The sequence below is a fragment of the Streptomyces sp. enrichment culture genome (assembly GCF_964273255.1).
Taxonomy (GTDB): Bacteria; Actinomycetota; Actinomycetes; order Streptomycetales; family Streptomycetaceae; genus Streptomyces.
Genome location: NZ_OZ186835.1, coordinates 794,302 through 817,324, shown reverse-complemented (window position 1 = coordinate 817,324; position 23,023 = coordinate 794,302). Strand labels below are relative to the sequence as shown.

The window sequence follows — 23,023 nt, the reverse complement described above, 5'->3', positions numbered from 1 at the left end:
GGACCGGTGGATCAGGACAGGTCCTTGATCCTGATGTCGCGGTACGAGACCACGTCACCGGTGCCGTGCACCTGGAGCCCGATGTAGCCGGAGGCGAACCGCCGCCCGTCCGTGCCCGGGTCGTCCGAGCGCGGCGGGGTGAAGTCCTGGCCGCCGGTGTTGTGGAACTCGTTGATCAGCACACCGTTGCGGTAGACCGAGTAGTGCTGGTCCACCACACGGATCTCGTAGTCGTTCCAGGTGCCCTTCTGCGTGACGCCCGCCCCGGCCAGGCCCACCCGGTCGAAACCGTAGACCGAGCCCGTCTTGTACATGTCGCCGGTGGGGGAGTCGAACACCTGGATCTCGTGCCCGTACTTGATGGCCGCCCACTCGGGGCGCGGCTCTTCCGGGTGGTCGTGGATCTGCGGGAACCGCACGAACACACCGGAGTTGGCGTTCTGGCTGCCCGGCGCGTCGTCACGCCACTGGAGCTTCAGCGAGAAGTCGCCGTACTTCCGCTGGGGGAACCACAGCATGCCGAGCCCGCCCCGGGTGGTGCCCGAGGTGATGGAGCCGTCCTCGTTCAGCGCGAACGAACCGCCGCCCACGTGCTGCCACTGGGCGAAGGACGCCTCGGTGCCGTCGAGGATCGTCCGGTAGCCGTCGGTCTGGCCGGGCGTGCCGATGCCCGACTGCCGGGCGGCCTGGTTCACGGCCCGGTACTCGCGCTGGTCGACGACCCCTTCCTTCTTCAGGCGGTCCAGGACGGTGCGCACGTGCTTGAGGAACAGCGCGTGCGAGGTCCATTCCTTCTCGTCCTCGATCAGCTCGCCGATCCGGCACCGGTTGTCGGTGACCCGGTTGGGCACGCCGGTGTCGACCGTGCCGACGAACACCGTCCGCCGCTCGTCGTACTCCGGGCAGTTGGGCGCGGGCACGCCGCCGCCCGCCACCACCGTGAAGCCCACCGTGAGCGCCTCGGAGGTGTTGCCCGCCTTGTCGGTCGCCCGGTAGGCCACGGTGTGCCGGCCGGCCCGGTCGACCAGGACCGGCCGGGAGTAGGCGAGGTACGGGCCGCCGTCGAGCGAGTACTCGATCCCGGCGACGCCGGAACCGCCCTCGTCGGTGGCGCTGACCGTGACCCGTGCGCTGCCCACGTAGGCACCGTCGGAGTTCCTGGTGCCGTCGACGCCCACCCCCGTCACCGGCGGCGTGGTGTCCTGCGGGGGAGCGGCGACGACCGTGAACTCCACGCTCTTCACGGCGGCGACGTTGCCCGCCCGGTCGGTGGCGCGGTAGCGGACGGTGTGCGTGCCGACCCGGTGCACCATGACCGGGCCGGTGTACGTCTGCCAGGCGCCGTCGCCGATCGCGTACTCGACGGTGTTGACGCCGGAACCGGTGTCGGAGGCGGAGACCGTCACCGTCGCCATGTCGACGTAGGCGCCGTCCTGGTTCCGTTCACCGTCCACGGTCGCCGACGTCTCGGGCGCCGTGGTGTCGTCGGTCGGCGGGGCGACGACGGTGAAGGCGACGCTCCTGGGCTCGGAGACGTTGCCCGCCCTGTCCAGCGCCCGGTAGCGCACCGTGTGGTCGCCCACCTGGTCGATCACCACCGGCGCGGTGTAGGGCTGCCAGGTCTCGTCGTCGCCGACCGCGTACTCGATCCGCTCGACGCCGGAGCCCTCGTCGGTGGCCTCCAGGACGACGCTCGCCGAACCCACGTACTGGCCCTCGGCGTTGCGGGTGCCGGTCACCCCGGCGGTGGCCTCGGGCGCCGTGGTGTCGTCCTCGCCGCCGCCCTCGGTCACGACCAGGATGCCCTGCATCTCGCCGTGGCCGGGGATCGTGCAGTGGTAGAAGTAGCGGCCCGGGGTGAGGGTCACCTCCGCGGTGTGCCGGCCGCCCTGGGCGTCGCCCGGGTTGGCCAGGATGTTCAGCTGGACGTCGTTGTTGAACTCCGGGTCCGACGTGACGAACGTCAGGGTGTGCGGCATGCCGGTGGTGTTGCCGGTGGCCTCGCTGTTCTCGAAGACGATCGTCGCCTTGCCCGCCACCGCCGTCGTCGGCGCCGACAGGTACCTGTCGATGTCGTTGCCCGCGGTCCAGGTGAGGACCTGCTCCGCGGCGCGCGCCCCGCCCGTGCCGCGGCCGTCGGCCACCGAGGCGGTCTGCAGGCCGAGCGCCATCAGCAGGGCGGCCAGCAGGGCCGCCCACAGGCGCCGTGGTCGTGTCACCGGTGTCATCCGGTCCTCCTCGCGAGATCACCGGCGGCCGGGGTCGGCCCGCCACCGGTGTAGGTGACCCGCCACAGCGCCGACCTGGCGTCCGAGGTGAAGAAGCCGCGGCCGTAGTCGAGGACGTACAGGGCGCCGTCCGGACCGAACTTCCAGTCCATGAGGTTCTTGATGCCGTCGTTGCCGACCGGCACGATCCTCTTCAGCGATTCCGCGTGCACCGGAAGCCCGCCGCTCCCGACCGTCTTCGGGTCCAGGAGCACCGCGTGGCGCGGCTGGTCGGCGTCGTAGAAGTCGCCGACGAACCACTTGCCGTCCCAGTACGCGGGCCACTTGACGGCGCTGTCGCTGCGGGCGTCGAAGCGGTACACCGGACCGTTCATCGCGGCCTGGCCGCCGCCCTTGAGCCAGGGCAGCCCGTAGGTGGCCTCGTCGGCCTTGTAGGAGGGCACGCCGTTCGCGTCGCGCGGGAAGTCCGGGGCGCCGCCCTGCGGTGAGTACCAGATGGTGTTGGTGGTCACCGGCGGGAGGTTCACCAGACCGTCGTTGTTCGGCGACTCGTTCTTCGGCCGGTCGCAGTCGTACCAGCCCAGCGGCTGGGACGGGTCGGGCAGGTTGCGGTCCCGGTAGGGCTGCTTGTTGCCCATGCAGTACGGCCAGCCGTGGTTGCCCGCCTTCGTGATGGCGGCGAACGTGTCGTACTTGGCGGGTCCCCAGGTCGTCGACGGCTGTCCGGCATCCGGGCCGACCCAGCCGGCGTAGAGGATGTCGGTCGCCGGGTCGACGGAGATGCGCGCCGGGTTGCGCACGCCCATCACGTAGATCTCGCCGCGGGTCTTCCCACCGCCCTCGGCGGTCTCCTCACCGGTGAACAGGTTGCCCTCCGGCAGGGTGTACGTGCCGTCCGGCTCCGGGTGGATGCGCAGGATCTTGCCGTTGAGGTTGTTGGTGTTGCCGGCGGTGCGGCGCGCGTCCGCGAAGGAGACGCCCTTGTACTGCGGCTCCGGGTTGTTGCCGGAGTAACCGCCGCTGAATCCGCTGGAGTTGTTGTCCCCGGTGGCGATGTAGAGGTTGCCCTTCGAGTCCCAGGCCATGCCGCCGCCGGCGTGGCAGCAGCTGTGGATCTGCACCGGCCACTTCAGCAGCACCTTCTCGCTGCCGGGCAGCAGCTTGTCCGTCTCCCGGTCCAGGGTGAACCGGGAGACGCGCCGCTCGGCCATGCGGGTGTCGCGGTCGATCTCCGAGTGGGGTGTGTAGTGCAGGTACACCCACCCGTTGCGCGCGAACCCGGGGTCCAGCTCGATGCCGAGCAGGCCCTCCTCGTTCTTGCGCAGCTCGTCCCCGCCGCCCTTGTTGCCGAACACGTCGAGCGCTCCGGCGAGGGTGACCTTCCCGGTCTTCGGATCGTAGATGTGGATCTCGCCCTGGCCCTTGCCGATGTCCGGGTCGTTCCAGTCGGTGACGACGGGACGGGAGGAGTCGGCGCCGCCGCGGCCGATGTAGAACACGCGGCCGTCCGGGGCGGTGACCAGGCCGTGGGGCTCGCCGATCTGATCGTTCTTCCCCGGCTGGTTGGGCTCGGTGAGCCGCTCCGCCGCGTAGTTGCCGTCGATCGTCGCCTTGCAGTCGGCCTGGACCAGCCGGGTGGTCCACAGCAGGGCCCCGCGCAGGTGGTCGCGGAAGTCGGTCTCGTCGTAGGACGACACCGTGCCGCCCATGCCGGTGTAGAAGGAGCGGCCGCCGTCGTAGTCCCGGCACCAGCTGACCGGGTGGTCCGCGCCATGGGCGCCCGCACCGGGCTGGTACGTCGACTCCCGTACGCGGGCGACCGTGTGGACGTCGCCCGAGGGGTTCTTCGCCCAGTTGAGCCACTTGTCCGGCCGCTTCCACTGCAGCGGCAGGTCCTTGGTCGCCGGGTGCCGGCGGTCGCCGACCTCGACGGTCGCCCGCTGCACCCGGTCCGGGGAGGACGCCGGACGGGCGCCGATCAGCCCGGTGAACCAGTCCGAGTACGGCTCGGCGCGCGCCGCGTCGTGGATGCCGACGAAGCCGCCGCCGGCCTCCATGTACGCCTCCAGGCCCGCCTCCTGGGCCGGGTCGAGGACGTCGCCGCCGCCGGTCAGGAACACGACGGCGTTGAAGCGGCTCAGCCGCTTGTCGTTGGTGAAGACGGCGGCGTTGTCGGTCGCGGTCACCGAGAAGCGCTGTTCGGCGGGGCCGGTCAGCCCGATCCGCTCGATGGCCGCGATCCCGGCGTTGACCACCGGCGACTCCTCGCCGCCCGCGGCGGAGCCGTGGAACAGCAGGACCCGCACGTCGGCCCCGCCCGGGGGCGACGTGATGGACATCGTTGTCACGGACGGATCCGTGTCGGGGCGCGCACTCGCCGCGGGGCCGGACATCAGCCCGGCGGCCACGATTCCTGCGGTGACGGTGGCCGCCCAGGCCCGCCGTCTCCTCCGTGCGGCCCGTGTCGTGTTCTGGCCTGTGGTGTCCAACCCGCTCAAGGCGTCGGGTTGTCGGTGCGAGGGGAACCGCATGTGGTCACCCACCCCTCCTCGGTCGCAGCAACGGCGTCAAGGAAGTTAGACCCCTTTGCGTCACTCGCCAATACCTATGGCCGCAATGAAACGAACTTTGTCCTGAGTGTGGATAAACCGCGGGCCGGTCGGTACGGTTTCACAGGTTCATGACAGCCACGGGCCCAACGCACGCCCGCATCCAGGGGAGTTCGGCATGGACAGACGCGGCTTCAACCGACGGGTACTGCTGGGCGGAGCGGCCGTCGCGACATCGTTGTCGCTGGCCCCCGAGGCCGCCGTCGCGGCCGGCCCGGTACGCACCGCGCCCGCCGGGGGAGAGGTCCGGCGCATGAAGATGTACGCCGAGCGCCTGCCCGGCGGTCAGATGGGCTACGGGCTGGAGAAGGGCAAGGCGTCCGTCCCCGGCCCGCTGATCGAACTCAACGAGGGCGACACCCTCCACGTCGAGTTCGAGAACACCATGGACGTCCCCGTCAGCCTGCACGTCCACGGCCTGGACTACGAGATCTCCAGCGACGGCACCAAGCAGAACAAGAGCGACGTCCCTCCCGGCGGCACCCGCACCTACACCTGGCGCACCCACCGCCCCGGACGGCGCTCCGACGGCACCTGGCGCTCCGGCAGCGCCGGCTACTGGCACTACCACGACCACGTCGTGGGCACCGAGCACGGCACGGGCGGCATCCGCAACGGGCTCTACGGCGCGGTGATCGTGCGCCGCAAGGGCGACGTCCTGCCCGACCGGACGCACACCATCGTCTTCAACGACATGACCATCAACAACCGGCCCGCGCACACCGGCCCGGACTTCGAGGCCACCGTGGGCGACCGGGTGGAGATCGTCATGATCACGCACGGCGAGTTCTACCACACGTTCCACATGCACGGGCACCGCTGGGCCGACAACCGCACCGGCATCCTGACCGGCCCCGAGGACCCCAGCCGGGTCATCGACAACAAGATCTGCGGACCGGCGGACTCCTTCGGCTTCCAGATCATCGCCGGCGAGGGCGTCGGCGCGGGGGCCTGGATGTACCACTGCCACGTCCAGAGCCACTCGGACATGGGCATGGTCGGCCTGTTCCTGGTGAAGAAGCCGGACGGCACCATCCCCGGGTACGACCCGGACCACCCCCACCACCACGGCTCGGGCGGGACGAAGCAGGGCGCCGACGGCTCCGGTTCCGGCAGGGCCGGAGCGGAGCAGTCCGCGCGGGACGCGGGCGGCGGGCCGTCACCCGCCGGATCCCCGGCCGCGGCGAAGCCCGGGTCCGCGGCGGAGGCCCCGCACCACCACTGACGGGCCGCACCGGCACCCGCCGCCGGCGTCCCGGCCCACGGAAGCGCTCTCGTCAGCCCGCGCACCGGGGCTATCCTGTCCCGCAGCCGCAGGTGAGGAGCCCCAGACGTGACGGAGACTGTGCCGCGCCCCACGCTGGAGGCCGTGGCCGCCCGGGCCGGGGTCTCACGCGCCACCGTGTCCCGGGTGGTCAACGGCGGCGACGGGGTCCGGGAACCGCTGGCCGAACGGGTGCGGCAGGCCGTGGAGGAACTCGGCTACGTGCCCAACCAGGCGGCCCGGAGCCTGGTGACCAAACGCCACGACGCCGTGGCCGTGATCGTCGCCGAACCCGAGACCCGCGTCTTCTCCGACCCGTTCTTCGCCCGGCAGTTGCGCGGCATCAGCAAGGAGCTGACCGCCCACGACAACCAGTTGGTCCTGCTGCTCACCGAGGGCCGCCACGACCACGCCCGGGTCGGCCGCTACCTCGCGGGCGGACACGTCGACGGCGCGCTGGTCTTCTCCCTCCACCTGGCCGACCCGCTGCCGGAACTGATCCAGCGCGCGGGCGTCCCCACCGTGTTCGGCGGCCGTCCCGGCTGGACCGGCGGGCGCGGCGCCGACGACGTGCGGTACGTGGACAGCGACAACCGCGGCGGGGCCCGGGACGCCGTGCGCCACCTGCTCGGCCTCGGCCGCGAGCACGTCGCGCACATCACCGGCCCCCTGGACCAGACCTCGGCGGCGGACCGGCTGGCCGGCTACCGGGACGTCATGACCGGCGCCGACCCCCTCCTCGTCGCGGAGGGCGACTTCACGGCCGGCGGCGGCGAACGCGCGATGCGCGAACTGCTGGACCGCCGCCCGCGCCTGGACGCGGTGTTCGCCGCCAACGACCTCACCGCCGCCGGCGCCCTGCGGGCCCTGCGCGAGCACGGGCGCCGGGTGCCGGACGACGTCGCCGTGGTCGGCTTCGACGACATGCTCCCCGTCGCCGAACAGACCGACCCGCCGCTCACCACGGTCCGCCAGGACATCGAGGAGATGGGCCGGCTCATGGCCCGCCTGCTCCTGCGCGACCTGGACCGCGGAACCCCGGACCCGGAACAGGGAGCCGGAGCCGAAGCCGGGCATTCCTCCTCCGGGCATTCCTCCTCCGGGGTGGTCCTCCCGACCACCCTGGTCCGGCGGGCATCGGCCTGACCCCCGGGCCGCCTCCGACCGGCCTCCGGCCGCGTCCCCCCGGCCGTTGTCAGTGGGGGGTGGAAGACTCGGCGGAGTCGGTGACGAGACCGCCCGGAGGAGACCGCATGCTCACCACCCGCTTCGTCGACGGCGCCCCCGACTGGATCGAGGTCGCCACCCCCGACACCGACGGCGCCACGTCCTTCTACGGGCGGTTGTTCGGCTGGACGTACCGGTCCGCGGGACCCGAGGGCGGTGGTTACGGCTTCTTCAAACGGGACGGCGGGATCGTCGCGGCCGCCACCCGCGTCACGCCCGGCCAGGGACCGTCCGCGTGGACCGTCTACTTCCAGACCTCCGACGCGGACGCCACGGCCGAGGCGGCCCGGGCGGCGGGCGGCGGTGTCACCTCCCCGCCCGAGCAGGTGATGAGCCAGGGGCGGTCCGCGACCCTCATCGACACCGCCGGGGCGCCCTTCGGCGTCTGGCAGCCCGAGCGGCGCATCGGCCTGGACCGGGCCGGGGACGTGGGCTCGCTCTGCTGGGCCGAACTGCACACCCCGGACGTCGCCCGCGCCGCCGCCTTCTTCCACCGGGTCCTCGGCTGGGAGACGACCGGAGTGACCTTCCCGGGCGGGGTCTACACGTCCGTCAATCCGGCGGGCACGGGCGAGGACGGCACGTTCGGCGGCCTGGTCCCGCTGGCCGACGACCCCGAGGACGCGCGGTCCGGTGCCCGGCCGCACTGGCTCCCCTACTTCGGCGTCGACGACCCGGACGCGGTGGTCGCCGAGGCCGCCGCCCTGGGCGGCAGCGTACGGATGCCGGCCACCTCGATCCCCGGCGTGGGCCGCCTGGCCCGCCTGGAGGACCCGTACGGCGCGGTGTTCGCCGTGCTCCGGGGGGACCCGGGGGAGCGGTGACCCGGCGGGGGATCCGCGGCACGAGGGGGGCGACTGCTGGACGACGGTCCTTGGACGGCGACGCCGGTGGCGGTTCGGCTCCCGGTGAACGGCAGCCTGCGGTGAGCCCTCACGGGGAGCCCCGGAACATGGTGGATCACCGTTACGTCGACGTGGGAGGGACACGGCCGGCCTCGATCAGTGGTCGTGTCCGCCTCGCTGCCGGTGCCGCGGCCGCCGACGTGCGGTACAGCCGTCACCTGGCCGGGGGGGTGCCGGCCGAGCGGACCCGTCCGGCCCGGTCTCCCGGGGCGTTGATCCGGCGTTGAGCGAACGTTTCGCGCCGTGGGGAACTCTTCTGGCCATGCACACCGAAACGTTCCCGGCGCCCGACCTCACCTGGCAGGAGGAGGCGCTGTGCGCCCAGACCGGGGGAGACTTCTTCTTCCCCGAGCCCGGCAGCTCGGTCCGCGACGCCAAGCGGATCTGCGGGATGTGTCCCATCCGTGCCGCCTGCCTGGAGTACGCCCTGACGCACGACATGCGCTTCGGGGTGTGGGGCGGGTTGTCGGAGAAGGAGCGGCTGTCGCTGCGCCGCACCTCCCGCTAGGCCGCCGCAGCGACAGCCGCCAGGCCGCAGCCCCTTCCGGCAGGCCGCGCGGTGCTCTGCCGGTGGGTCCGTGCGCAAGCCGGGAGGTCCGGCGTGCGCCTGGGGGGCGGCGCACGCCGGACCTCGTGGAGGACGGTGGTGCGGCGGTCAGCCGGCGGCGCGGGCCGCCATGCGGGCCTTGCGGGCGGCCAGCTTCTCGTCGAACTTCGCGGCTTCGGCGTCCAGGCCGTTCATGAACAGCCCGAGCTCCTCCTGCGCCTTGAGGCCCTCCGGGCCCAGACCGTCGATCTCCATGACCTTCAGGAAGCGCAGCACCGGCTGCAGGACGTCGTCGTGGTGGATGCGGAGGTTGTAGACCTCGCCGATCGCCATCTGCGCGGCGGCCCGCTCGAAGCCGGGGATGCCGTGGCCGGGCATGCGGAAGTTCACGACCACGTCGCGGACCGCCATCATGGTCAGGTCGGGGGCGATCTCGAAGGCGGCCGCGAGCAGGTTGCGGTAGAAGACCATGTGCAGGTTCTCGTCGGTCGCGATGCGCGCCAGCATGCGGTCGCAGACCGGGTCCCCCGACTGGTGGCCGGTGTTGCGGTGGGAGATGCGGGTGGCCAGCTCCTGGAAGGAGACGTAGGCGACCGAGTGCAGCATCGAGTGCCGGTTGTCCGACTCGAAGCCCTCGCTCATGTGCGCCATGCGGAACTGCTCCAGCTTGTCCGGGTCCACCGCCCGCGAGGCGAGCAGGTAGTCCCGCATCACGATGCCGTGGCGGCCCTCCTCCGCCGTCCAGCGGTGCACCCAGGTGCCCCAGGCGCCGTCGCGGCCGAACAGGGTGGCGATCTCGTGGTGGTAGCTGGGGAGGTTGTCCTCGGTCAGCAGGTTCACCACCAGGGCGATGCGGCCGACCTCGGTGACCTTGGACTGCTCCTTGTCCCAGGCCTCGCCGTCCTCGAAGAAGCCGGGGAAGTTGCGGGCGTCGCTGAAGGGGACGTACTCGTGCGGCATCCAGTCCTTGGCGACCTTCAGATGCCGGTTGAGTTCCTTCTCGACCACTTCCTCCAGGGCGTACAGCAGCCGTGCGTCCGTCCAGCCGGTCGAACTGGCGAGGTGGGGAGAAGTAAGCGTCACGGGGACTCCAGGGGGACGGGGGTGGGACGGGATCCGGCGAGCGGTGCCGGAACCTACGGCATCGTAGGCTACGAATCCGTAGGTTACGAAACCGTAGGTTAAGTGCGCCGTAAAGCCCCCCGACCGGACGGAAGAGGACGGCCGCGGACCTCCACGGCGGCCCGGCCCGGGTCCCCCCGGCCGGGCGGCCCATGCGCGCGTCCCGGCGGGCCAACCCGTGGGCGGTGGCGGCCCGTCAGGCGTACAGCTCCCGCAGCCGGACCGACAGGCAGGTCACGCAGCCCTCCAGCTTCTCGAACTCGCCGATGTCCACCAGGACGGGCTCGTACCCGAGATCCGCGTACAGTTCGGCGGTTTTCGGGGCGCTCGCCGCCATCAGCAGCCGGTCCCCGCCGAGCAGGACGACGTGCGCCCCCGACGGCTCGGGAACGGGCAGGAAGCGGGGGAAGAGGGACGGCACGTCCACGGTGGGCAGGTGGCCGACGACCGTGCCGTCCGGCAGCGCCGTGACCGCCGACTTCAGGTGCAGCACGCTGCTCACCGGCACGGACACCACCCGCGCGCCGAGGGGCTCGAAGGCCGCCCGCAGCTGCTGCACCCCGGCCGCATTGGTCCGCCCGCCCCGGCCGACGTAGAGGGTGTCACCGATCTTCAGCACGTCGCCGCCGTCCAGGGTGCCCGGCTCCCAGATCCAGTTCACCGAGCAGCCCAGCGCGGCCACGGCCTCCTCGATGCCGGCGGTCTCGGGGCGCCGCGACTCGGCGCCGGGGCGGGCGATCAGCGCCACGTTCCGGAACATCACCACGGTGTCCTCGACGAACACGGCGTCCGGGCAGTCGTCGGCCGGATCCACCTCCACCGTCTCCCAGCCGTGGCCGAGCAGCGCCTGCGTGTACGCCTCCCACTGCTCCAGCGCGCGGCCGGGGTCGACCGGCTCGCGTTCGATGTGCGTGACCAGCCCTTCGGCGAGCCGGGGACCGGGACGGCGGACGAGGGCCTTCTTGCTGGACACGGGCGGGACTCCGAATCGGACGGGGCTGTAGGACCACGGGCCGGGGCATCGCGCGGCACACGCGGACGCCCCCGGCCGTCGGCGGACCATCATGCAGGGCGAATCGGGACAGGACCACCCCTGGCGGCGATGAGATGAACCACCGGTAACCGGGCGTCCGGGCGGTCCGGGGCCACCCGCAGCCCGGACTCCGCCCGCCCGGCGGCCGGCGGGTCAGTGCCCCCGCACCACCCGCCGCAGGTGCTCCCCGGTGAACGTGCCGTCCGCGCGCAGCAGTTGCGCGGGCGTGCCCTCGAAGACCACCCGGCCGCCCTCCCGGCCGCCGCCCGGACCGAGGTCCACGACCCAGTCGGCACGCGCGACGACGTCCAGGTTGTGCTCCACCACCACGACGGAGTTGCCCCGGTCGACGAGCCGGTCCAGCAGGGCGACGAGACCGTCCACGTCCGCCATGTGCAGTCCGGTCGTCGGCTCGTCCAGGACGTAGACCACGCCCGTGCGGTGCAGCCGGGTGGCCAGCTTGATCCGCTGGCGTTCCCCGCCGGACAGGGTGGACAGCGGCTGGCCGAGCGTGAGGTAGGTCAGGCCGACGTCCCGCAGGGCGCGCAGGCGCCGGGCGACGGCCGGGTCGTCGAAGAAGCCGAGCGCCTCGTCGGCCGTCATGTCCAGCACGTCGGCGACGGACCGCCCGGCGACGGTGAGCGCGAGGACCTCGTCGCCGAAGCGCCGGCCCGCGCAGTCGTGGCAGGTCGTGGTCACCGGGTCCATGAACGCGAGGTCCGTCCGGATCGTCCCCCGGCCCTCGCAGGTGGCGCACGCCCCGGAGGAGTTGAAGCTGAACAGCCCCGGGTCCCGGCCCGTCTCCCGGGCGAAGATCCGGCGCACCGTGTCCATGATCCCGAGGTAGGTGGCCGGGGTGGACCGGGCCGAGATGCCGACCGAGGACTGGTCCACCACGACGGCGTCGTCGTGCGCCGCGGTGAACTCGGCGACCAGCGTGCTCTTGCCGGACCCAGCGACCCCGGTCACCGCGGTGAGGACCCCGGCGGGGAACCGCACGCTGAGGGAGCGCAGATTGTGCCGACGGGCGTCCTTCACCCACAGCGCGCCCGACGGCTCCCGCACCACGTCCTTGACCGCGGGCCGCCGCCCCAGGTACCGCCCGGTCACGGTGTCCGAGGCGGCCAGGGCCCGGGGGCTCCCCTCGAAGACCACCCGGCCGCCGCCGGCGCCCGCGCCCGGCCCCATGTCGACGACGTGGTCGGCCAACGCGATCACGTCCGGGTCGTGCTCGACGACCAGGACCGTGTTGCCCTTGTCGCGCAGCCGCAGCAGCAGGTCGCCCAGCCGGTGCACGTCGCGCGGATGCAGCCCGACGGTGGGCTCGTCGAAGATGTACGTCAGCCCGGACAGGCTCGACCCCAGATGCCGCACCGTCTTCAGCCGCTGCCCCTCGCCGCCGGACAGCGTGGCCATCTCCCGGTCCAGGCTGAGGTAGCCGAGACCGATCGCCTCGATGCGCTCCAGCGCCGTGACGGCCGCCCGTGCGACCGGTGCGGCGACCGGGTCGTCGATTCCGCGCAGCACCGTGATCAGGTCGGTGACCTGCATCCGCGCGCAGTCGGCGATCGACAGCCCGCGCACCCGGGTCGCCAGCGCCGCGGCGTTCAGCCGGGCGCCCCCGCAGTCCGGGCAGGGGCCCTCGGACAGGAACCGCCGCACCGTGTCGCGGGTCCGCGGGCTCATCGCCGCCAGGTCCCGCTTGAGGTACAGCCGCTCGAACCGGTCGGCGAGCCCCTCGTACTCGGTGGTCCACGTGCCGCCCGTGCCGTGCACGGTGACCTTGCTGCCGGGCCGGCCGCGCATCAGGAAGTCCCGCTCGGCCGCGGTGAAGTCGCACACCGGTTTGTGCGGGTCCAGGTCGTCGCTGTTGGTGTACGCCTGCCCCTGCCAGGTCCCCGGCGCGAACGGCGGGAAGCGGACCGCGCCGTCCGCCAGGGAGAGGTCCCGGTCGAGGATGCGGTCCCAGTCGGGTCCCACCGTCCGGCCCAGCCCGTCGCAGCGGGGGCACATCCCCGACGGGTCGTTGAACGAGTACGCCGTCGCCGGTCCGGCGCTCGGGGTGCCGTGCCGGGAGAACAGCACCCGGAGCACGGCGTACACGTCCGTCATGGTGCCCACCGTCGACCGGGAGTGGCCGCCGACCGGCCGCTGGTCGACGACGACCGCCGGCGTCAGGTCCTCCAGCGCGTCCGCCCGGGGCCGCTCGAACTTCGGCAGCCGGTTGCGGACGAACGAGGTGTACGTCTCGTTCAGCTGCCGCTGCGACTCGACCGCGAGGATGTCGAAGACGACGGACGACTTCCCCGATCCCGAAACGCCGGTGAACACGGTCAGCCGGCCCTTCGGGATGCGGAGGGAGACGTCCTTCAGATTGTTCTCGCACGCACCGACGAGGGTGAGGAAACCCCCGCAGTGGCAGGGCGCGGCGGAACGTTCGGGTGCGCTGTGCGGACTCATGCCGCCGACGCTAGGCGGAATACCCGACAGCCTCTGGCGTGATTTCCCGCAGTTCTCCCTCCTCCATCAGCATCCACCGGGTGATCCCGACCGACGTCAGGAACGGCAGGTCGTGACTGGCCACCACCAGCGCCCCCTCGTACGACTCCAGCGCGGTGGTGAGCTGCCGGACGCTCGCCATGTCCAGGTTGTTGGTGGGCTCGTCCAGCATCAGCAGCTGCGGCGCGGGCTCCGCGAGCATGAGCGCGGCCAGCGCGGCGCGGAACCGCTCGCCGCCGGACAGCGTCGACGCCGGCCGGTCCGCCCGGCCGCCCCGGAACAGGAAGCGGGCGAGCCGCGCCCGGATCCGGTTGTCGGTGGCGTCCGGGGCGAACCGGGCCACGTTCTGCGCGACCGTCAGCTCCTCGTCGAGGACGTCCAGCCGCTGCGGCAGGAACCGCAGCGGGACGTGCGCCGTCGTCTCGCCCGCCACCGGGTCCAGCTCCCCGGCCACCGTGCGCAGCAGGGTCGTCTTGCCCGCCCCGTTGCGCCCGATCAGCGCGACCCGCTCCGGCCCGCGCAGCTGCACCTCCCCCTTCACCCGGGAGCCGTACGCGAGCTCCAGGTCCCGCAGGGTCAGGACGGTGCGTCCCGGCGGGACCGCCGTGTACGGCAGGTCCACCCGGATCTCGTCGTCGTCCCGCACGGCCTCCGCCGCTTCGTCGAGGCGCTCCTTCGCCTCGGCCAGCCGCTCCTCGTGCAGGATCCGGTGCTTGCCCGCCGACTCCTGAGCTGCCCGCTTGCGCGCCCCCATCACGATCTTCGGCTCGCGCTTGGTGTCCCACATCTTCTGCCCGTACCGTTTGCGGCGGGCCAGTTTGACCTGGGCGTCGGCCAGTTCGCGCTTCTGCCTGCGCACGTCCGACGCGGCGACCCGCACCATGCGTTCGGCGGCCTCCTGCTCCACGGCCAGGGCCTCCTGGTAGGCGGAGTGGTTCCCGCCGTACCAGACGATCCGGCCGGACCGCAGGTCGGCGATTTGGTCGACCAGTTCGAGCAGTTCACGGTCGTGGCTGACCACGATCATGACCCCGGACCAGCCGCGCACCGCCCCGTACAGCCGTCGGCGGGCGTACAGGTCGAGGTTGTTGGTGGGCTCGTCCAGCAGCAGCACGTCCGGCCGGCGCAGCAGCAGCGCGGCCAGCCGCAGCAGCACCGACTCGCCGCCGGAGACCTCGCCGACGGTCCGGTCCAGCCCGAGGTGCCCCAGGCCCAGCTCGCCGAGCGTCGCCAGGGCACGCTCCTCCACGTCCCAGTCGTCGCCGACGGTCTCGAAGTGCTCCTCGGCCGTGTCACCGGCCTCGATCGCGTGCAGTGCGGCCCGGCGCGCGGCGACACCGAGGGCCTCGTCGACCCGGAGCGCCGTGTCGAGGGTGACGTTCTGCGGCAGATGGCCCACCTCGCCGGTGGTCCGGACGGTGCCGCCGGCGGGAGTCAGTTCCCCGGCCAGCAGCTTCAACAGGGTGGACTTGCCGGAGCCGTTGACGCCGACGAGCCCGGTGCGGCCGGGACCGAAGGCGGCGTCGAGACCGTCGAAGACCGGGGTGCCGTCGGGCCAGGAGTAGGACAGGGAGGTGACAGTGAGGGAAGAAGACATACGGGTCTCCGCGGTTGCTCGATCCGGTCGGGGGCACACGCGTATCGAGACACCGCGGGGCGACGACCGGACCACCGGACACCCGGGAGGAAGGACGGGCTGAAGAAGAAGACCCTGTTCCGCGGGGACGGCTCGAACGCCGAGGTCGCACGCAACGCACACCCGCACGGGGTGTGACGCGGTGTCCCAGAACCTCAGACGAGCAACGTCCCTCTCCCCTCGACGGCAACAGATCCGCTTCACACGGTAGGAGCGGCCGCGGCGGCGGTCAACGCATTTTCCGCCGTCCCGCCGTCCCGCCGTTCCGCCGCCCTGTCGTCCCGTCGTCCCGCCGCCCTGTCGTCCCGTCGCCCTGTCGCCCTGTCGTCCCGTCCCCGTCGTCCCGGAATTCCGTGCATCCCTTCGTCCCGAGGAGGCCCCGTGCCCAACGGTCCGCTCTCGTTGCCGGCCCGGCTGTTCCTGCTGGCCTGGGACACCGACCGGCTCACCGTCGCCGAACCGGCCCGCCTGTCGCCCCTGGTCCGCGCCGGCGCCCTCGCGGAACTGTCCCGGCGCGGACTGCTGATCGACGACGACGGCATCGCCACGCCCGTCGGCCTGGACGCCCGTACGGGCGACGCCGTGCTCGACGGGCTCCTGGAGCTGGTCAGCGAGTCCTGCCCGCACCGGTGGCGGGCCTGGGTGACGCTCCGGGCCCGCCACACCTTCGACGCGGTGCGCGAGCAACTGGTGGCCGAGGGCCTGCTGCGGGCCCGCCGGCGACGGGTGCTCGGGGTGTTCCCGTCGGTCGAGTACGCCCTCGACGGCGTCGCCCGTGCCGCTGTCCTGCAGGAACAGGCCCGGGCCGTCCTCGACGGGCGGGAGCCGGTGGAGGACACCTCCGGCGCGGACGCGCTTGCCGCGGTCCTGGGCACCGCGGCCGGACTGCGCACCCTGCGGCCCGCCGCCGACCGGGCCGGCCGGGAGCGGCGGACGGAGGAGCTGCTGGCCGGACTGACCGGTCCGGGGGCCGGTCGGCAGGGCGCAGGGGCGGGGCCCGTCCTCGGGGAGATCGTGCGCGGACTGCGGACGGCCGCGTCCGCCGCACCCACCCCCTCCGTCACCACCGGAGGCTGACGCCCGCGCACCGGGAGGCCGACGCCGGGCGGGCGGTGGAGCGGGCGGGGCCGTGTCCGGGGCCTCGGGGAGCCAGCCTTCCGCCGGGGCCGCGTGAGGGCTCGCCGCCGGTATGGACGGGGCTCCGGTTCCCATTCCCCGCCCGGGCTGACCGCGCGCGCTCCGGCCCTGCCTGCCCGGTTGCCGGTCTGCCCGGTCCACCCCGACGGTCAGGCCGGACACGCCGCCGTCACCGGCCCGTCCGCCCGTCCGCCCCGAGCTGCCGTACCGTCATCCGTCCGCGTGGCCGCCCCCAGCGGCATGACCGCGACCGGGCGCGTCGCCGCGCGCACCCCCGCCCGGAGGGACTGCGCACAGAGGCGGCTTCTCACCTTGGGTTGTGGAACCGGACCCGGACACGGGACCCGGACACCGGACCCGGACACCGAATCCCGAACCCTCCGAAAGAGGATCCGGGAACGGGGAACCGACACAGGATCCGTACCCGGATACGGATACGGACCCGGACCCGGCACCCGCGAACCGCGCCTCAGCAGGCGTCGCGCATCAGTTCCGCGAGGCCGTGGTCCAGGTCGAGCTGGAGGTGCTCCCGGCCGGCCGGCACCAGTTCGCTGGTGGCCTCAAGGAACCGCCGCACGTCACCCGAGCGCACGTGGACCACGGCGGTGCCCTCCGGAGCGTGGAACTCCAGCACCGTGCGGTCGTAGCCGTAGGGCCGTATCCGGACGTCCCCGTGACCCTCCGGGCCCTGGAGTCCGGCGGTGAGGAGCTCCCGGGAGAACGTCCAGGACACGTCGACGCCTTCCAGCGTGGCGGGTGCCGGGAAGGTCATCCGGACGGCGAACGGGTCGCTGCGGTCGTAGTGCAGCATGGCGGGGATGTTCGGCATCCGCGGTGCGGCGGCGACGAGTCGGGCCTCGACGGGTTGCTCGATGACGGTGGACAACGCCTTGCTCCCTCGTGACGGCTGGGCGGGCTTCCGGGGCGGATCGGGCCGGCTACTGGAAGAGACGACGGAATCAGCCAATCCGTGCACACCCGAAGCGAGTGACCTCTGTCACCGCCTTCATGCACCCGAGTGACAGGGCTCTCGCCCGGCGGGCGCGCACGTCCTCGCCGGCCGCCCGTCGGCCGTGCCGCCGGGGCCGTCCGCCACCCCGGGCCCGCCCCTGCGCGCGGGTGACGGTGCCGGTCGTGCCGCCGTCGCGGAACCGGTCGGCCGTGATCCGGGCGGAGCGGGGTACCCGTGGCGCCGACGCGCCAAAGGCGCACGGACGCGCAAGGACTCGACAGGGCTCGGCAAGGACCCACGAGCCCCGAAGGAGAGGGAGCGGACATGCCACGCGGTTCCAGCCCCAAGCGGGAGCGTCAGTACGAGCACATCAAGGAGAGCGCGAAGGACCGGGGCGAGAGCACCGGCCGCGCCAAGGAGATCGCCGCGCGGACGGTGAACAAGGAACGCGCCCGCTCCGGCGAGTCGAAGACCGCGAGCCGCACCTCGACCCAGGACATGTCGTCCGGCAAGCGGGGCGGTCAGCGGTCCGGGAAGGGGTCCCAGGGCCCCACCTACGACCAGCTGTACGAGGAAGCCAAGCGGCGCAACGTGGAAGGCCGTTCGAGCATGAACAAGAGCCAGTTGCAGCGCGCCCTCGACAAGTGAGCCGCGGCGGGGCTGCCCGGAGCCTTCCGGGCACCCCCGCCGCGTGCGGGGGCGGTCTAGGCTTGCGCCATCATGACCACCGTTCACCTTCCGACCGGCTGGCCCACGACCGAGGACGAGGCGCGTGCGGTCCAGGACGCGCTGCGCGCGCGGGTGGTGCGCGACGAGCCGGGCCCGTCGCCCGGCACCGGCCGGGTCACCGGGGTCGACGTGGCCTACGACGACGCCCGGGACGTGGTCGCGGCGGCGGCCGTCGTGCTGGACGCCGCGACGCTCGACGTCGTCGCCGAGGCCACGGCCGTCGGCCGGATCGCCTTCCCCTACGTACCGGGCCTGCTGGCCTTCCGTGAACTGCCCGCGGTCCTCGCCGCGCTGGGCGCCCTGCCCTGCCCGCCCGGCCTGGTGGTGTGCGACGGCTACGGCCTCGCCCACCCCCGCCGCTTCGGTCTGGCCGCCCACCTCGGTGTGCTCACCGGGCTCCCGGCCATCGGCGTCGCGAAGAACCCGTTCACCTTCACCCACGCCGATCCGGCCGCCCCGCGCGGCAGCAGCAGCCCGCTGCTCGACGGCGCCGAGGAGGTGGGCCGCGCCCTGCGCACCCGGGACGCCGTCAAGCCGGTCTACGTCTCGGTCGGCCACCGCGTGGACCTCGACAACGCCTGCGCCCACACCCTCGCGCTGACCCCCGCCTACCGTCTCCCGGAGACGACCCGGCGGGCGGACGCCCTGTGCCGCCGGGCGCTGGCGGAGGCCCGGGCCGCTTCGGGTGCGTAGCCGGCCCACGAGGCGGCCGGGGAGCGCGCGACTCCACGGACCGGGCAGCCCGGTGGCCCTGTCCGCCTTGGTCCACGGGAGCCGAGCAACGGGTCACCCGGCAGACAGCGGCCCGTACGGGTGCCTCCCGGGGGTGGCGGGCCGGGCCCGTGGCCGGCCGTCCGGGAACCGTGCGGCCCGGGCCCGTGCTCCCCGGTGCGGCTGCCCCGGACCCCGGCGCGGTTCGGGGCAGTCCCGCCGGGAGCGTCCCGGCGCCGCCCCGTCCGCCGTCAGCGCGAGTCGGCGACGCGGAAGCGGATGCCCGCCGCGGTCAGCCGGTCGATCAGCGCGTCGCCCATCGCCACGGCCGTCGTGACCTGCCCCGACGTGGTCGGCAGGTCGTCCAGGGCCAGGCTGAGCGCGCCCTCGGCGAGCATCTTCGCCGTCTCGTCGTAGCCCGGATCGCCGCCCGACACCTCGGTGCAGACCCGCCGTCCGCCGCCCTCGCCGACGAACCGGACGCGGAACCAGCTGCGGGCCCGCTTCCGCTCGCTCGGCCCGTCGCCCGGTGCGAGCCGGGCGGACAGCAGCCGCCGCGCCGGCGCCACCTGGGCCGCCGCGGCCAGCGCGCCCACCGCCGCCACCCCGCCCAGCGCGACGGGCAGGTGCCGCACCGCCGCGTAGTGCCGGTAGCGGAAGTCGGGGCCGTAGGCGTCGAGGGCCTTGGCCGAGCGGCGGACGACCTGCGCGTCGATGGTGGGCAGCGGCAGCGCCCACGCGTCCACCTCCGGGGCGTAGCGCGGTCCGCCGGTGGGGGCGGACACCCGGCGGCCGACCAGCCGGGGCTCGTGGCGCCGCCGGTCCCGGGCCGCCGCCCGCAGCTGCCGGTGCCGGGACATCTGGTGCAGGGCGGAGGCGAAGGTGCCGCCGGAGAAGGCCGCGTCGGCGGTCACGAAGCCGTCCACGGTCAGCGGCACCCCCCGCGGCAGCCGGCGCACGGTGAAGTACGCCCCCAAATCGTGCGGCACGGAGTCGAAACCGCAGGCGTGCACCAGCCGCGCCCCGGTCTCCCGGGCCCGCGTGTCGTACCGCACGTACATCAGGTCCACGAACTCGGGCTCACCGGTCAGGTCGACGTAGTCGGTGCCCAGGTCCGCGCAGGCGGCGACCAGCTCCTCGCCGTACTGGACGTAGGGGCCGACCGTGGTGGCCACCACGTGCGCCTGCTCGGCGAGCGCGCGCAGCGACGCCGGGTCGGACACGTCCGCCCGCAGCAGTCCGGGACGGGCGGTGCCGGGCAGGCCGTCCCGCAGGCGTTCCAGCTTCTCCCCGCTGCGGCCGGCGACGGCCCAGCGCAGCCCGTCGGGGGCGTGGGCGGCGAGGTACTCCGCGGTCAGTCTCCCGACGAAGCCGGTGGCCCCGAAGAGGACGACGTCGTACGGACGGTCGGTCCTGTTCATCCTGCTCATGACACCCCTTGGTCGTGCAGCACACCCCTTGCCCGTGCAGCCGCGCCGCTGTCGGTGGCCGAGGCTAGCGTGTCGAGGGCGGAAGGCGACGACGAGCCCGGAGGAAGCCGATGCCCGTGTCCAGGAACGCCCTGAAGAAGTGGGACAAGGTGCGCGCGTACGCCCTGGGGCTGCCGGAGGCGACCGAGGAGCACCCGTGGGGGGAGAGCGTCGCCAAGGTCAACACGAAGGTGTTCGTCTTCCTCGGCGCGAACGACGGCAGCCACCCCTTCGGCGTGACCCTGAAGCTCACCGACGAGACGGCTCACGCCCACGCCCTGGCCTGCCCCGGTGCCGAGCCCGCCGGCTACGGCCTGGGCCGGTCCGGCTGGGTCCGGGTGCCGCTGGAGCCGGTGGGCGCCCCGTCGGCGGAGGTGCTCTGCGACTGGGTGGAGGAGAGCTACCGCACCATCGCGCCGAAGCGTCTGGCCGCACTGCTGGACGACGGCCGGGCCGGGCGCGGGGACGCCACCCCGGCGTAGAGTGTCTAAGCGCTTGCTCGCCCGGTCTTGTGCCGGGTGGAACGTGTTCTTAACATCACGGGTGTTACATCGGTCGTGTCACGGACTGCTGGGGGCTCGATGACGGAGGCGACGACGCCGGGGCACGGCCCGCTCGGCGGCGTGCGCGTGGTCGAACTGGCCGGTATCGGCCCCGGACCCTTCGCCGCCATGCTCCTCGCCGACCTGGGCGCCGACGTGGTCCGCGTGGACCGCCCCGGCGGCCCCGCGCTCGGCATCGACCCGGCGCACGACATCACCAACCGCAACAAGCGCTCCGTGATCGTCGACCTGAAGGCCGCCGACGGGCCCGGCCGCGTCCTCGACCTGGCCGCCCGCGCCGACGTCCTCATCGAGGGCTTCCGCCCCGGGGTCGCCGAACGCCTCGGCGTCGGACCCGCCGACTGCCACGCCCGCAACCCGCGCCTGGTGTACGGCCGGATGACCGGCTGGGGCCAGGACGGCCCCCTCGCCGACCGTGCGGGCCACGACATCGCCTACATCGCCCTCACCGGCACCCTCGGCATGACCGGCGACCCCGACCGGCCCCCGTCCGCCCCCGCCAACCTGCTCGGCGACTACGCGGGCGGCTCCCTGTACCTCGCCCTCGGCGTCCTCGCCGCCCTGCACCACGCGCGGGCCACCGGCACCGGCCAGGTGGTCGACGCCGCCATCGTGGACGGCACCGCCCACCTCTCCGCCATGCTCCACGGCATGCTGGCCGCCGGCGCCTGGCAGGACCGGCGCGGCGTCAACCTCCTCGACGGCGGCTGCCCGTACTACGGCACCTACGAGACCGCCGACGGCCGGTACATGGCCGTGGGCGCCCTGGAGCCGCAGTTCTACGCCGAGTTCCTGCGGCTGCTCGGCGTCGAGGACGCGTCCGGCGCCCGCACCGACCCCGCCCGCTGGCCCGCCCTGCGCGAGCGGGTCGCCGCCCGCTTCCGCACCCGCACCCGCGAGGAGTGGACGGCCGTCTTCGAGGGCTCCGACGCCTGCGTCGCGCCCGTCCTCTCCCTCACCGAGGCCCCCCGCCACCCGCATCTGGCGGCCCGGGGCACCTTCACCGCCACCGGCGGCCTCACCCAGCCCGCACCCGCACCGCGGTTCTCCGCCACCCCCACCACCGTCCGCACCGGGCCCGCCCGGCCGGGCGCCGACACCGAGGGCGTGGCCCACGACTGGGACGTCCCGCGACTGCTGTCCCCGCCCTCGACCCCTCAGCGAAAGGCCTCCTCGTGAGCACCGAAGCGTACGTCTACGACGCGATCCGCACCCCGCGCGGGCGCGGCAAGGCAAGCGGCGCCCTGCACGGCACCAAGCCCATCGACCTGGTCGTCGGACTCATCCACGAGATCCGCGACCGCTTCCCCGGTCTCGACCCGGCCGCCGTCGACGACATCGTCCTCGGCGTGGTCAGCCCGGTCGGCGACCAGGGATCCGACATCGCCCGCACCGCGGCCATCGCCGCCGGACTGCCCGACACGGTCGCCGGCGTGCAGGAGAACCGCTTCTGTGCCTCGGGTCTGGAGGCGGTCAACCTGGCTGCCGCCAAGGTCCGTTCGGGCTGGGAGGACCTGGTCCTGGCGGGCGGCGTCGAGTCCATGTCCCGGGTGCCGATGGCCTCCGACGGCGGCGCCTGGTTCAACGACCCGATGACCAACCTCGCCGTCAACTTCGTCCCGCAGGGCATCGGCGCGGACCTGATCGCCACCATCGAGGGCTTCTCCCGGCGCGACGTCGACGAGTACGCGGCCCTGTCCCAGGAGCGCGCGGCGACGGCCTGGAAGGAGAACCGCTTCGCGCGGTCCGTCGTCCCGGTCCGGGACCGCAGCGGCCTGGTCGTCCTCGACCACGACGAGCACCTGCGCCCCGGCACCACCGCCGACTCCCTCGCCAAGCTCAAGCCGTCCTTCGCGGACATCGGTGACCTGGGCGGCTTCGACGCCGTGGCGCTGCAGAAGTACCACTGGGTGGAGAGGATCGACCACGTCCACCACGCGGGCAACTCCTCCGGCATCGTCGACGGCGCCGCCCTCGTCGCCATCGGCTCCAAGGAGGCCGGGGAGCGGGCCGGGCTCACGCCCCGCGCGCGCATCGTCTCCGCCGCCGTGTCCGGCTCCGAGCCCACCATCATGCTGACCGGGCCCGCGCCGGCGACCCGCAAGGCGCTGGCCAAGGCGGGGCTGACCATCGACGACATCGACCTGGTGGAGATCAACGAGGCGTTCGCGGCGGTGGTGCTGCGCTTCGTGAAGGACATGGGTCTGTCGCTGGACAAGGTCAACGTCAACGGCGGCGCCATCGCGCTGGGTCACCCGCTGGGCGCGACCGGCGCGATGATCCTCGGCACCCTCGTCGACGAACTGGAGCGCCAGGACAAGCGCTACGGACTGGCCACCCTCTGCGTCGGCGGCGGCATGGGCATCGCCACCGTCGTCGAACGCCTCTGACC

General features: G+C 73.3%; 18 protein-coding genes. 10 read left to right on the top strand and 8 right to left on the bottom strand.

Annotation, left to right across the window (positions count from 1 at the left end; genetic code table 11):
- Positions 1–11: 11 nt before the first annotated feature.
- Positions 12–2,228 (bottom strand): OmpL47-type beta-barrel domain-containing protein, encoded by a 2,217-nt coding sequence (locus tag ACSU53_RS03625; RefSeq protein ID WP_437024703.1) that lies wholly within the window; start codon positions 2,226–2,228, stop codon positions 12–14.
- Complete coding sequence (locus ACSU53_RS03620) at positions 2,225–4,621, bottom strand: ThuA domain-containing protein (protein ID WP_437033010.1); 2,397 nt, start codon at positions 4,619–4,621, stop codon at positions 2,225–2,227. The genes ACSU53_RS03625 and ACSU53_RS03620 overlap by 4 nt, the downstream gene beginning before the upstream one ends.
- 334 nt (positions 4,622–4,955) lie before the next feature.
- Here ACSU53_RS03620 and ACSU53_RS03615 point away from each other — a divergent pair, with 334 nt between their 5' ends.
- The 4 genes from ACSU53_RS03615 (at position 4,956) to ACSU53_RS03600 (ending at position 8,741) form a co-directional block, all read left to right on the top strand.
- A complete protein-coding gene (locus ACSU53_RS03615; RefSeq protein WP_437024702.1) occupies positions 4,956–6,062 on the top strand; it encodes a multicopper oxidase domain-containing protein in 1,107 nt (368 codons plus the stop codon).
- Between the two features lie 108 nt (positions 6,063–6,170).
- Entirely contained in the window at positions 6,171–7,247 is a 1,077-nt protein-coding gene (locus tag ACSU53_RS03610; protein ID WP_437024701.1) for a LacI family DNA-binding transcriptional regulator, read from the top strand.
- A 107-nt stretch (positions 7,248–7,354) separates the two neighbouring features.
- Positions 7,355–8,152 (top strand): VOC family protein, encoded by a 798-nt coding sequence (locus ACSU53_RS03605; protein WP_437024700.1) that lies wholly within the window; start codon positions 7,355–7,357, stop codon positions 8,150–8,152.
- A 343-nt stretch (positions 8,153–8,495) separates the two neighbouring features.
- On the top strand, positions 8,496–8,741 hold the full coding sequence (locus ACSU53_RS03600; protein ID WP_362095844.1) for a WhiB family transcriptional regulator: 246 nt from the start codon (positions 8,496–8,498) through the stop codon (positions 8,739–8,741).
- Positions 8,742–8,888: 147 nt separating this feature from the next.
- Here ACSU53_RS03600 and ACSU53_RS03595 read toward each other — a convergent pair whose 3' ends face one another.
- From ACSU53_RS03595 to ACSU53_RS03580, 4 genes are all read right to left on the bottom strand, one after another.
- Positions 8,889–9,863, bottom strand: coding sequence for an acyl-ACP desaturase (locus ACSU53_RS03595; protein ID WP_362095841.1), 975 nt, complete (start codon positions 9,861–9,863; stop codon positions 8,889–8,891).
- A gap of 235 nt (positions 9,864–10,098) precedes the next feature.
- The gene (gene ddaH / locus ACSU53_RS03590; protein WP_437024699.1) at positions 10,099–10,875 is read right to left on the bottom strand and encodes a dimethylargininase; all 777 of its coding nucleotides are present in this window, start codon (positions 10,873–10,875) and stop codon (positions 10,099–10,101) included.
- 213 nt (positions 10,876–11,088) lie between these two features.
- Positions 11,089–13,395 (bottom strand): ATP-binding cassette domain-containing protein, encoded by a 2,307-nt coding sequence (locus ACSU53_RS03585; protein ID WP_437024698.1) that lies wholly within the window; start codon positions 13,393–13,395, stop codon positions 11,089–11,091.
- A gap of 10 nt (positions 13,396–13,405) precedes the next feature.
- Positions 13,406–15,031, bottom strand: a complete 1,626-nt coding sequence (locus ACSU53_RS03580) for an ABC-F family ATP-binding cassette domain-containing protein (RefSeq protein ID WP_437024697.1) — start codon at positions 15,029–15,031, stop codon at positions 13,406–13,408.
- A gap of 420 nt (positions 15,032–15,451) precedes the next feature.
- Between ACSU53_RS03580 and ACSU53_RS03575 the strand changes: the two genes are divergently transcribed.
- On the top strand, positions 15,452–16,147 hold the full coding sequence (locus tag ACSU53_RS03575; protein WP_437024696.1) for a GOLPH3/VPS74 family protein: 696 nt from the start codon (positions 15,452–15,454) through the stop codon (positions 16,145–16,147).
- 529 nt (positions 16,148–16,676) lie between these two features.
- On the opposite strand, the gene ACSU53_RS03570 is transcribed toward ACSU53_RS03575, so the two are convergent.
- Positions 16,677–17,093, bottom strand: coding sequence for an SsgA family sporulation/cell division regulator (locus ACSU53_RS03570; RefSeq protein ID WP_437024695.1), 417 nt, complete (start codon positions 17,091–17,093; stop codon positions 16,677–16,679).
- A 390-nt stretch (positions 17,094–17,483) separates the two neighbouring features.
- Between ACSU53_RS03570 and ACSU53_RS03565 the strand changes: the two genes are divergently transcribed.
- Entirely contained in the window at positions 17,484–17,807 is a 324-nt protein-coding gene (locus tag ACSU53_RS03565; protein WP_432055377.1) for a plasmid stabilization protein, read from the top strand.
- Positions 17,808–17,879: 72 nt separating this feature from the next.
- Positions 17,880–18,581, top strand: a complete 702-nt coding sequence (locus tag ACSU53_RS03560; protein ID WP_437024694.1) for an endonuclease V — start codon at positions 17,880–17,882, stop codon at positions 18,579–18,581.
- Between the two features lie 269 nt (positions 18,582–18,850).
- Here the strand turns inward: ACSU53_RS03560 and ACSU53_RS03555 are convergent, their stop codons facing one another.
- On the bottom strand, positions 18,851–20,029 hold the full coding sequence (locus tag ACSU53_RS03555; RefSeq protein ID WP_437024693.1) for a saccharopine dehydrogenase family protein: 1,179 nt from the start codon (positions 20,027–20,029) through the stop codon (positions 18,851–18,853).
- Positions 20,030–20,139: 110 nt separating this feature from the next.
- Here ACSU53_RS03555 and ACSU53_RS03550 point away from each other — a divergent pair, with 110 nt between their 5' ends.
- The 3 genes from ACSU53_RS03550 (at position 20,140) to ACSU53_RS03540 (ending at position 23,021) form a co-directional block, all read left to right on the top strand.
- The gene (locus ACSU53_RS03550) at positions 20,140–20,550 is read left to right on the top strand and encodes an MmcQ/YjbR family DNA-binding protein (RefSeq protein ID WP_437024692.1); all 411 of its coding nucleotides are present in this window, start codon (positions 20,140–20,142) and stop codon (positions 20,548–20,550) included.
- Between the two features lie 99 nt (positions 20,551–20,649).
- Complete coding sequence (locus tag ACSU53_RS03545) at positions 20,650–21,810, top strand: CaiB/BaiF CoA transferase family protein (protein WP_437024691.1); 1,161 nt, start codon at positions 20,650–20,652, stop codon at positions 21,808–21,810.
- Entirely contained in the window at positions 21,807–23,021 is a 1,215-nt protein-coding gene (locus ACSU53_RS03540; protein WP_437024690.1) for an acetyl-CoA C-acetyltransferase, read from the top strand. The genes ACSU53_RS03545 and ACSU53_RS03540 overlap by 4 nt, the downstream gene beginning before the upstream one ends.
- Positions 23,022–23,023: the final 2 nt, after the last annotated feature.

Excerpts from the sequence above, each read along its gene's own strand:
- ACSU53_RS03600 (WP_362095844.1), top strand. The coding sequence starts at position 8,496 with ATGCACACCGAAACGTTCCCGGCGCCCGACCTCACCTGGCAGGAGGAG.
- ACSU53_RS03545 (WP_437024691.1), top strand. The coding sequence starts at position 20,650 with ATGACGGAGGCGACGACGCCGGGGCACGGCCCGCTCGGCGGCGTGCGC.
- ACSU53_RS03565 (WP_432055377.1), top strand. The coding sequence starts at position 17,484 with ATGCCACGCGGTTCCAGCCCCAAGCGGGAGCGTCAGTACGAGCACATC.
- ACSU53_RS03585 (WP_437024698.1), bottom strand. The coding sequence starts at position 13,395 with ATGAGTCCGCACAGCGCACCCGAACGTTCCGCCGCGCCCTGCCACTGC.
- ACSU53_RS03620 (WP_437033010.1), bottom strand. The coding sequence starts at position 4,621 with ATGTCCGGCCCCGCGGCGAGTGCGCGCCCCGACACGGATCCGTCCGTG.
- ACSU53_RS03560 (WP_437024694.1), top strand. The coding sequence starts at position 17,880 with ATGACCACCGTTCACCTTCCGACCGGCTGGCCCACGACCGAGGACGAG.
- ACSU53_RS03625 (WP_437024703.1), bottom strand. The coding sequence starts at position 2,228 with ATGACACCGGTGACACGACCACGGCGCCTGTGGGCGGCCCTGCTGGCC.
- ACSU53_RS03605 (WP_437024700.1), top strand. The coding sequence starts at position 7,355 with ATGCTCACCACCCGCTTCGTCGACGGCGCCCCCGACTGGATCGAGGTC.
- ACSU53_RS03615 (WP_437024702.1), top strand. The coding sequence starts at position 4,956 with ATGGACAGACGCGGCTTCAACCGACGGGTACTGCTGGGCGGAGCGGCC.
- ACSU53_RS03550 (WP_437024692.1), top strand. The coding sequence starts at position 20,140 with ATGCCCGTGTCCAGGAACGCCCTGAAGAAGTGGGACAAGGTGCGCGCG.
- ACSU53_RS03580 (WP_437024697.1), bottom strand. The coding sequence starts at position 15,031 with ATGTCTTCTTCCCTCACTGTCACCTCCCTGTCCTACTCCTGGCCCGAC.
- ACSU53_RS03555 (WP_437024693.1), bottom strand. The coding sequence starts at position 20,029 with ATGAGCAGGATGAACAGGACCGACCGTCCGTACGACGTCGTCCTCTTC.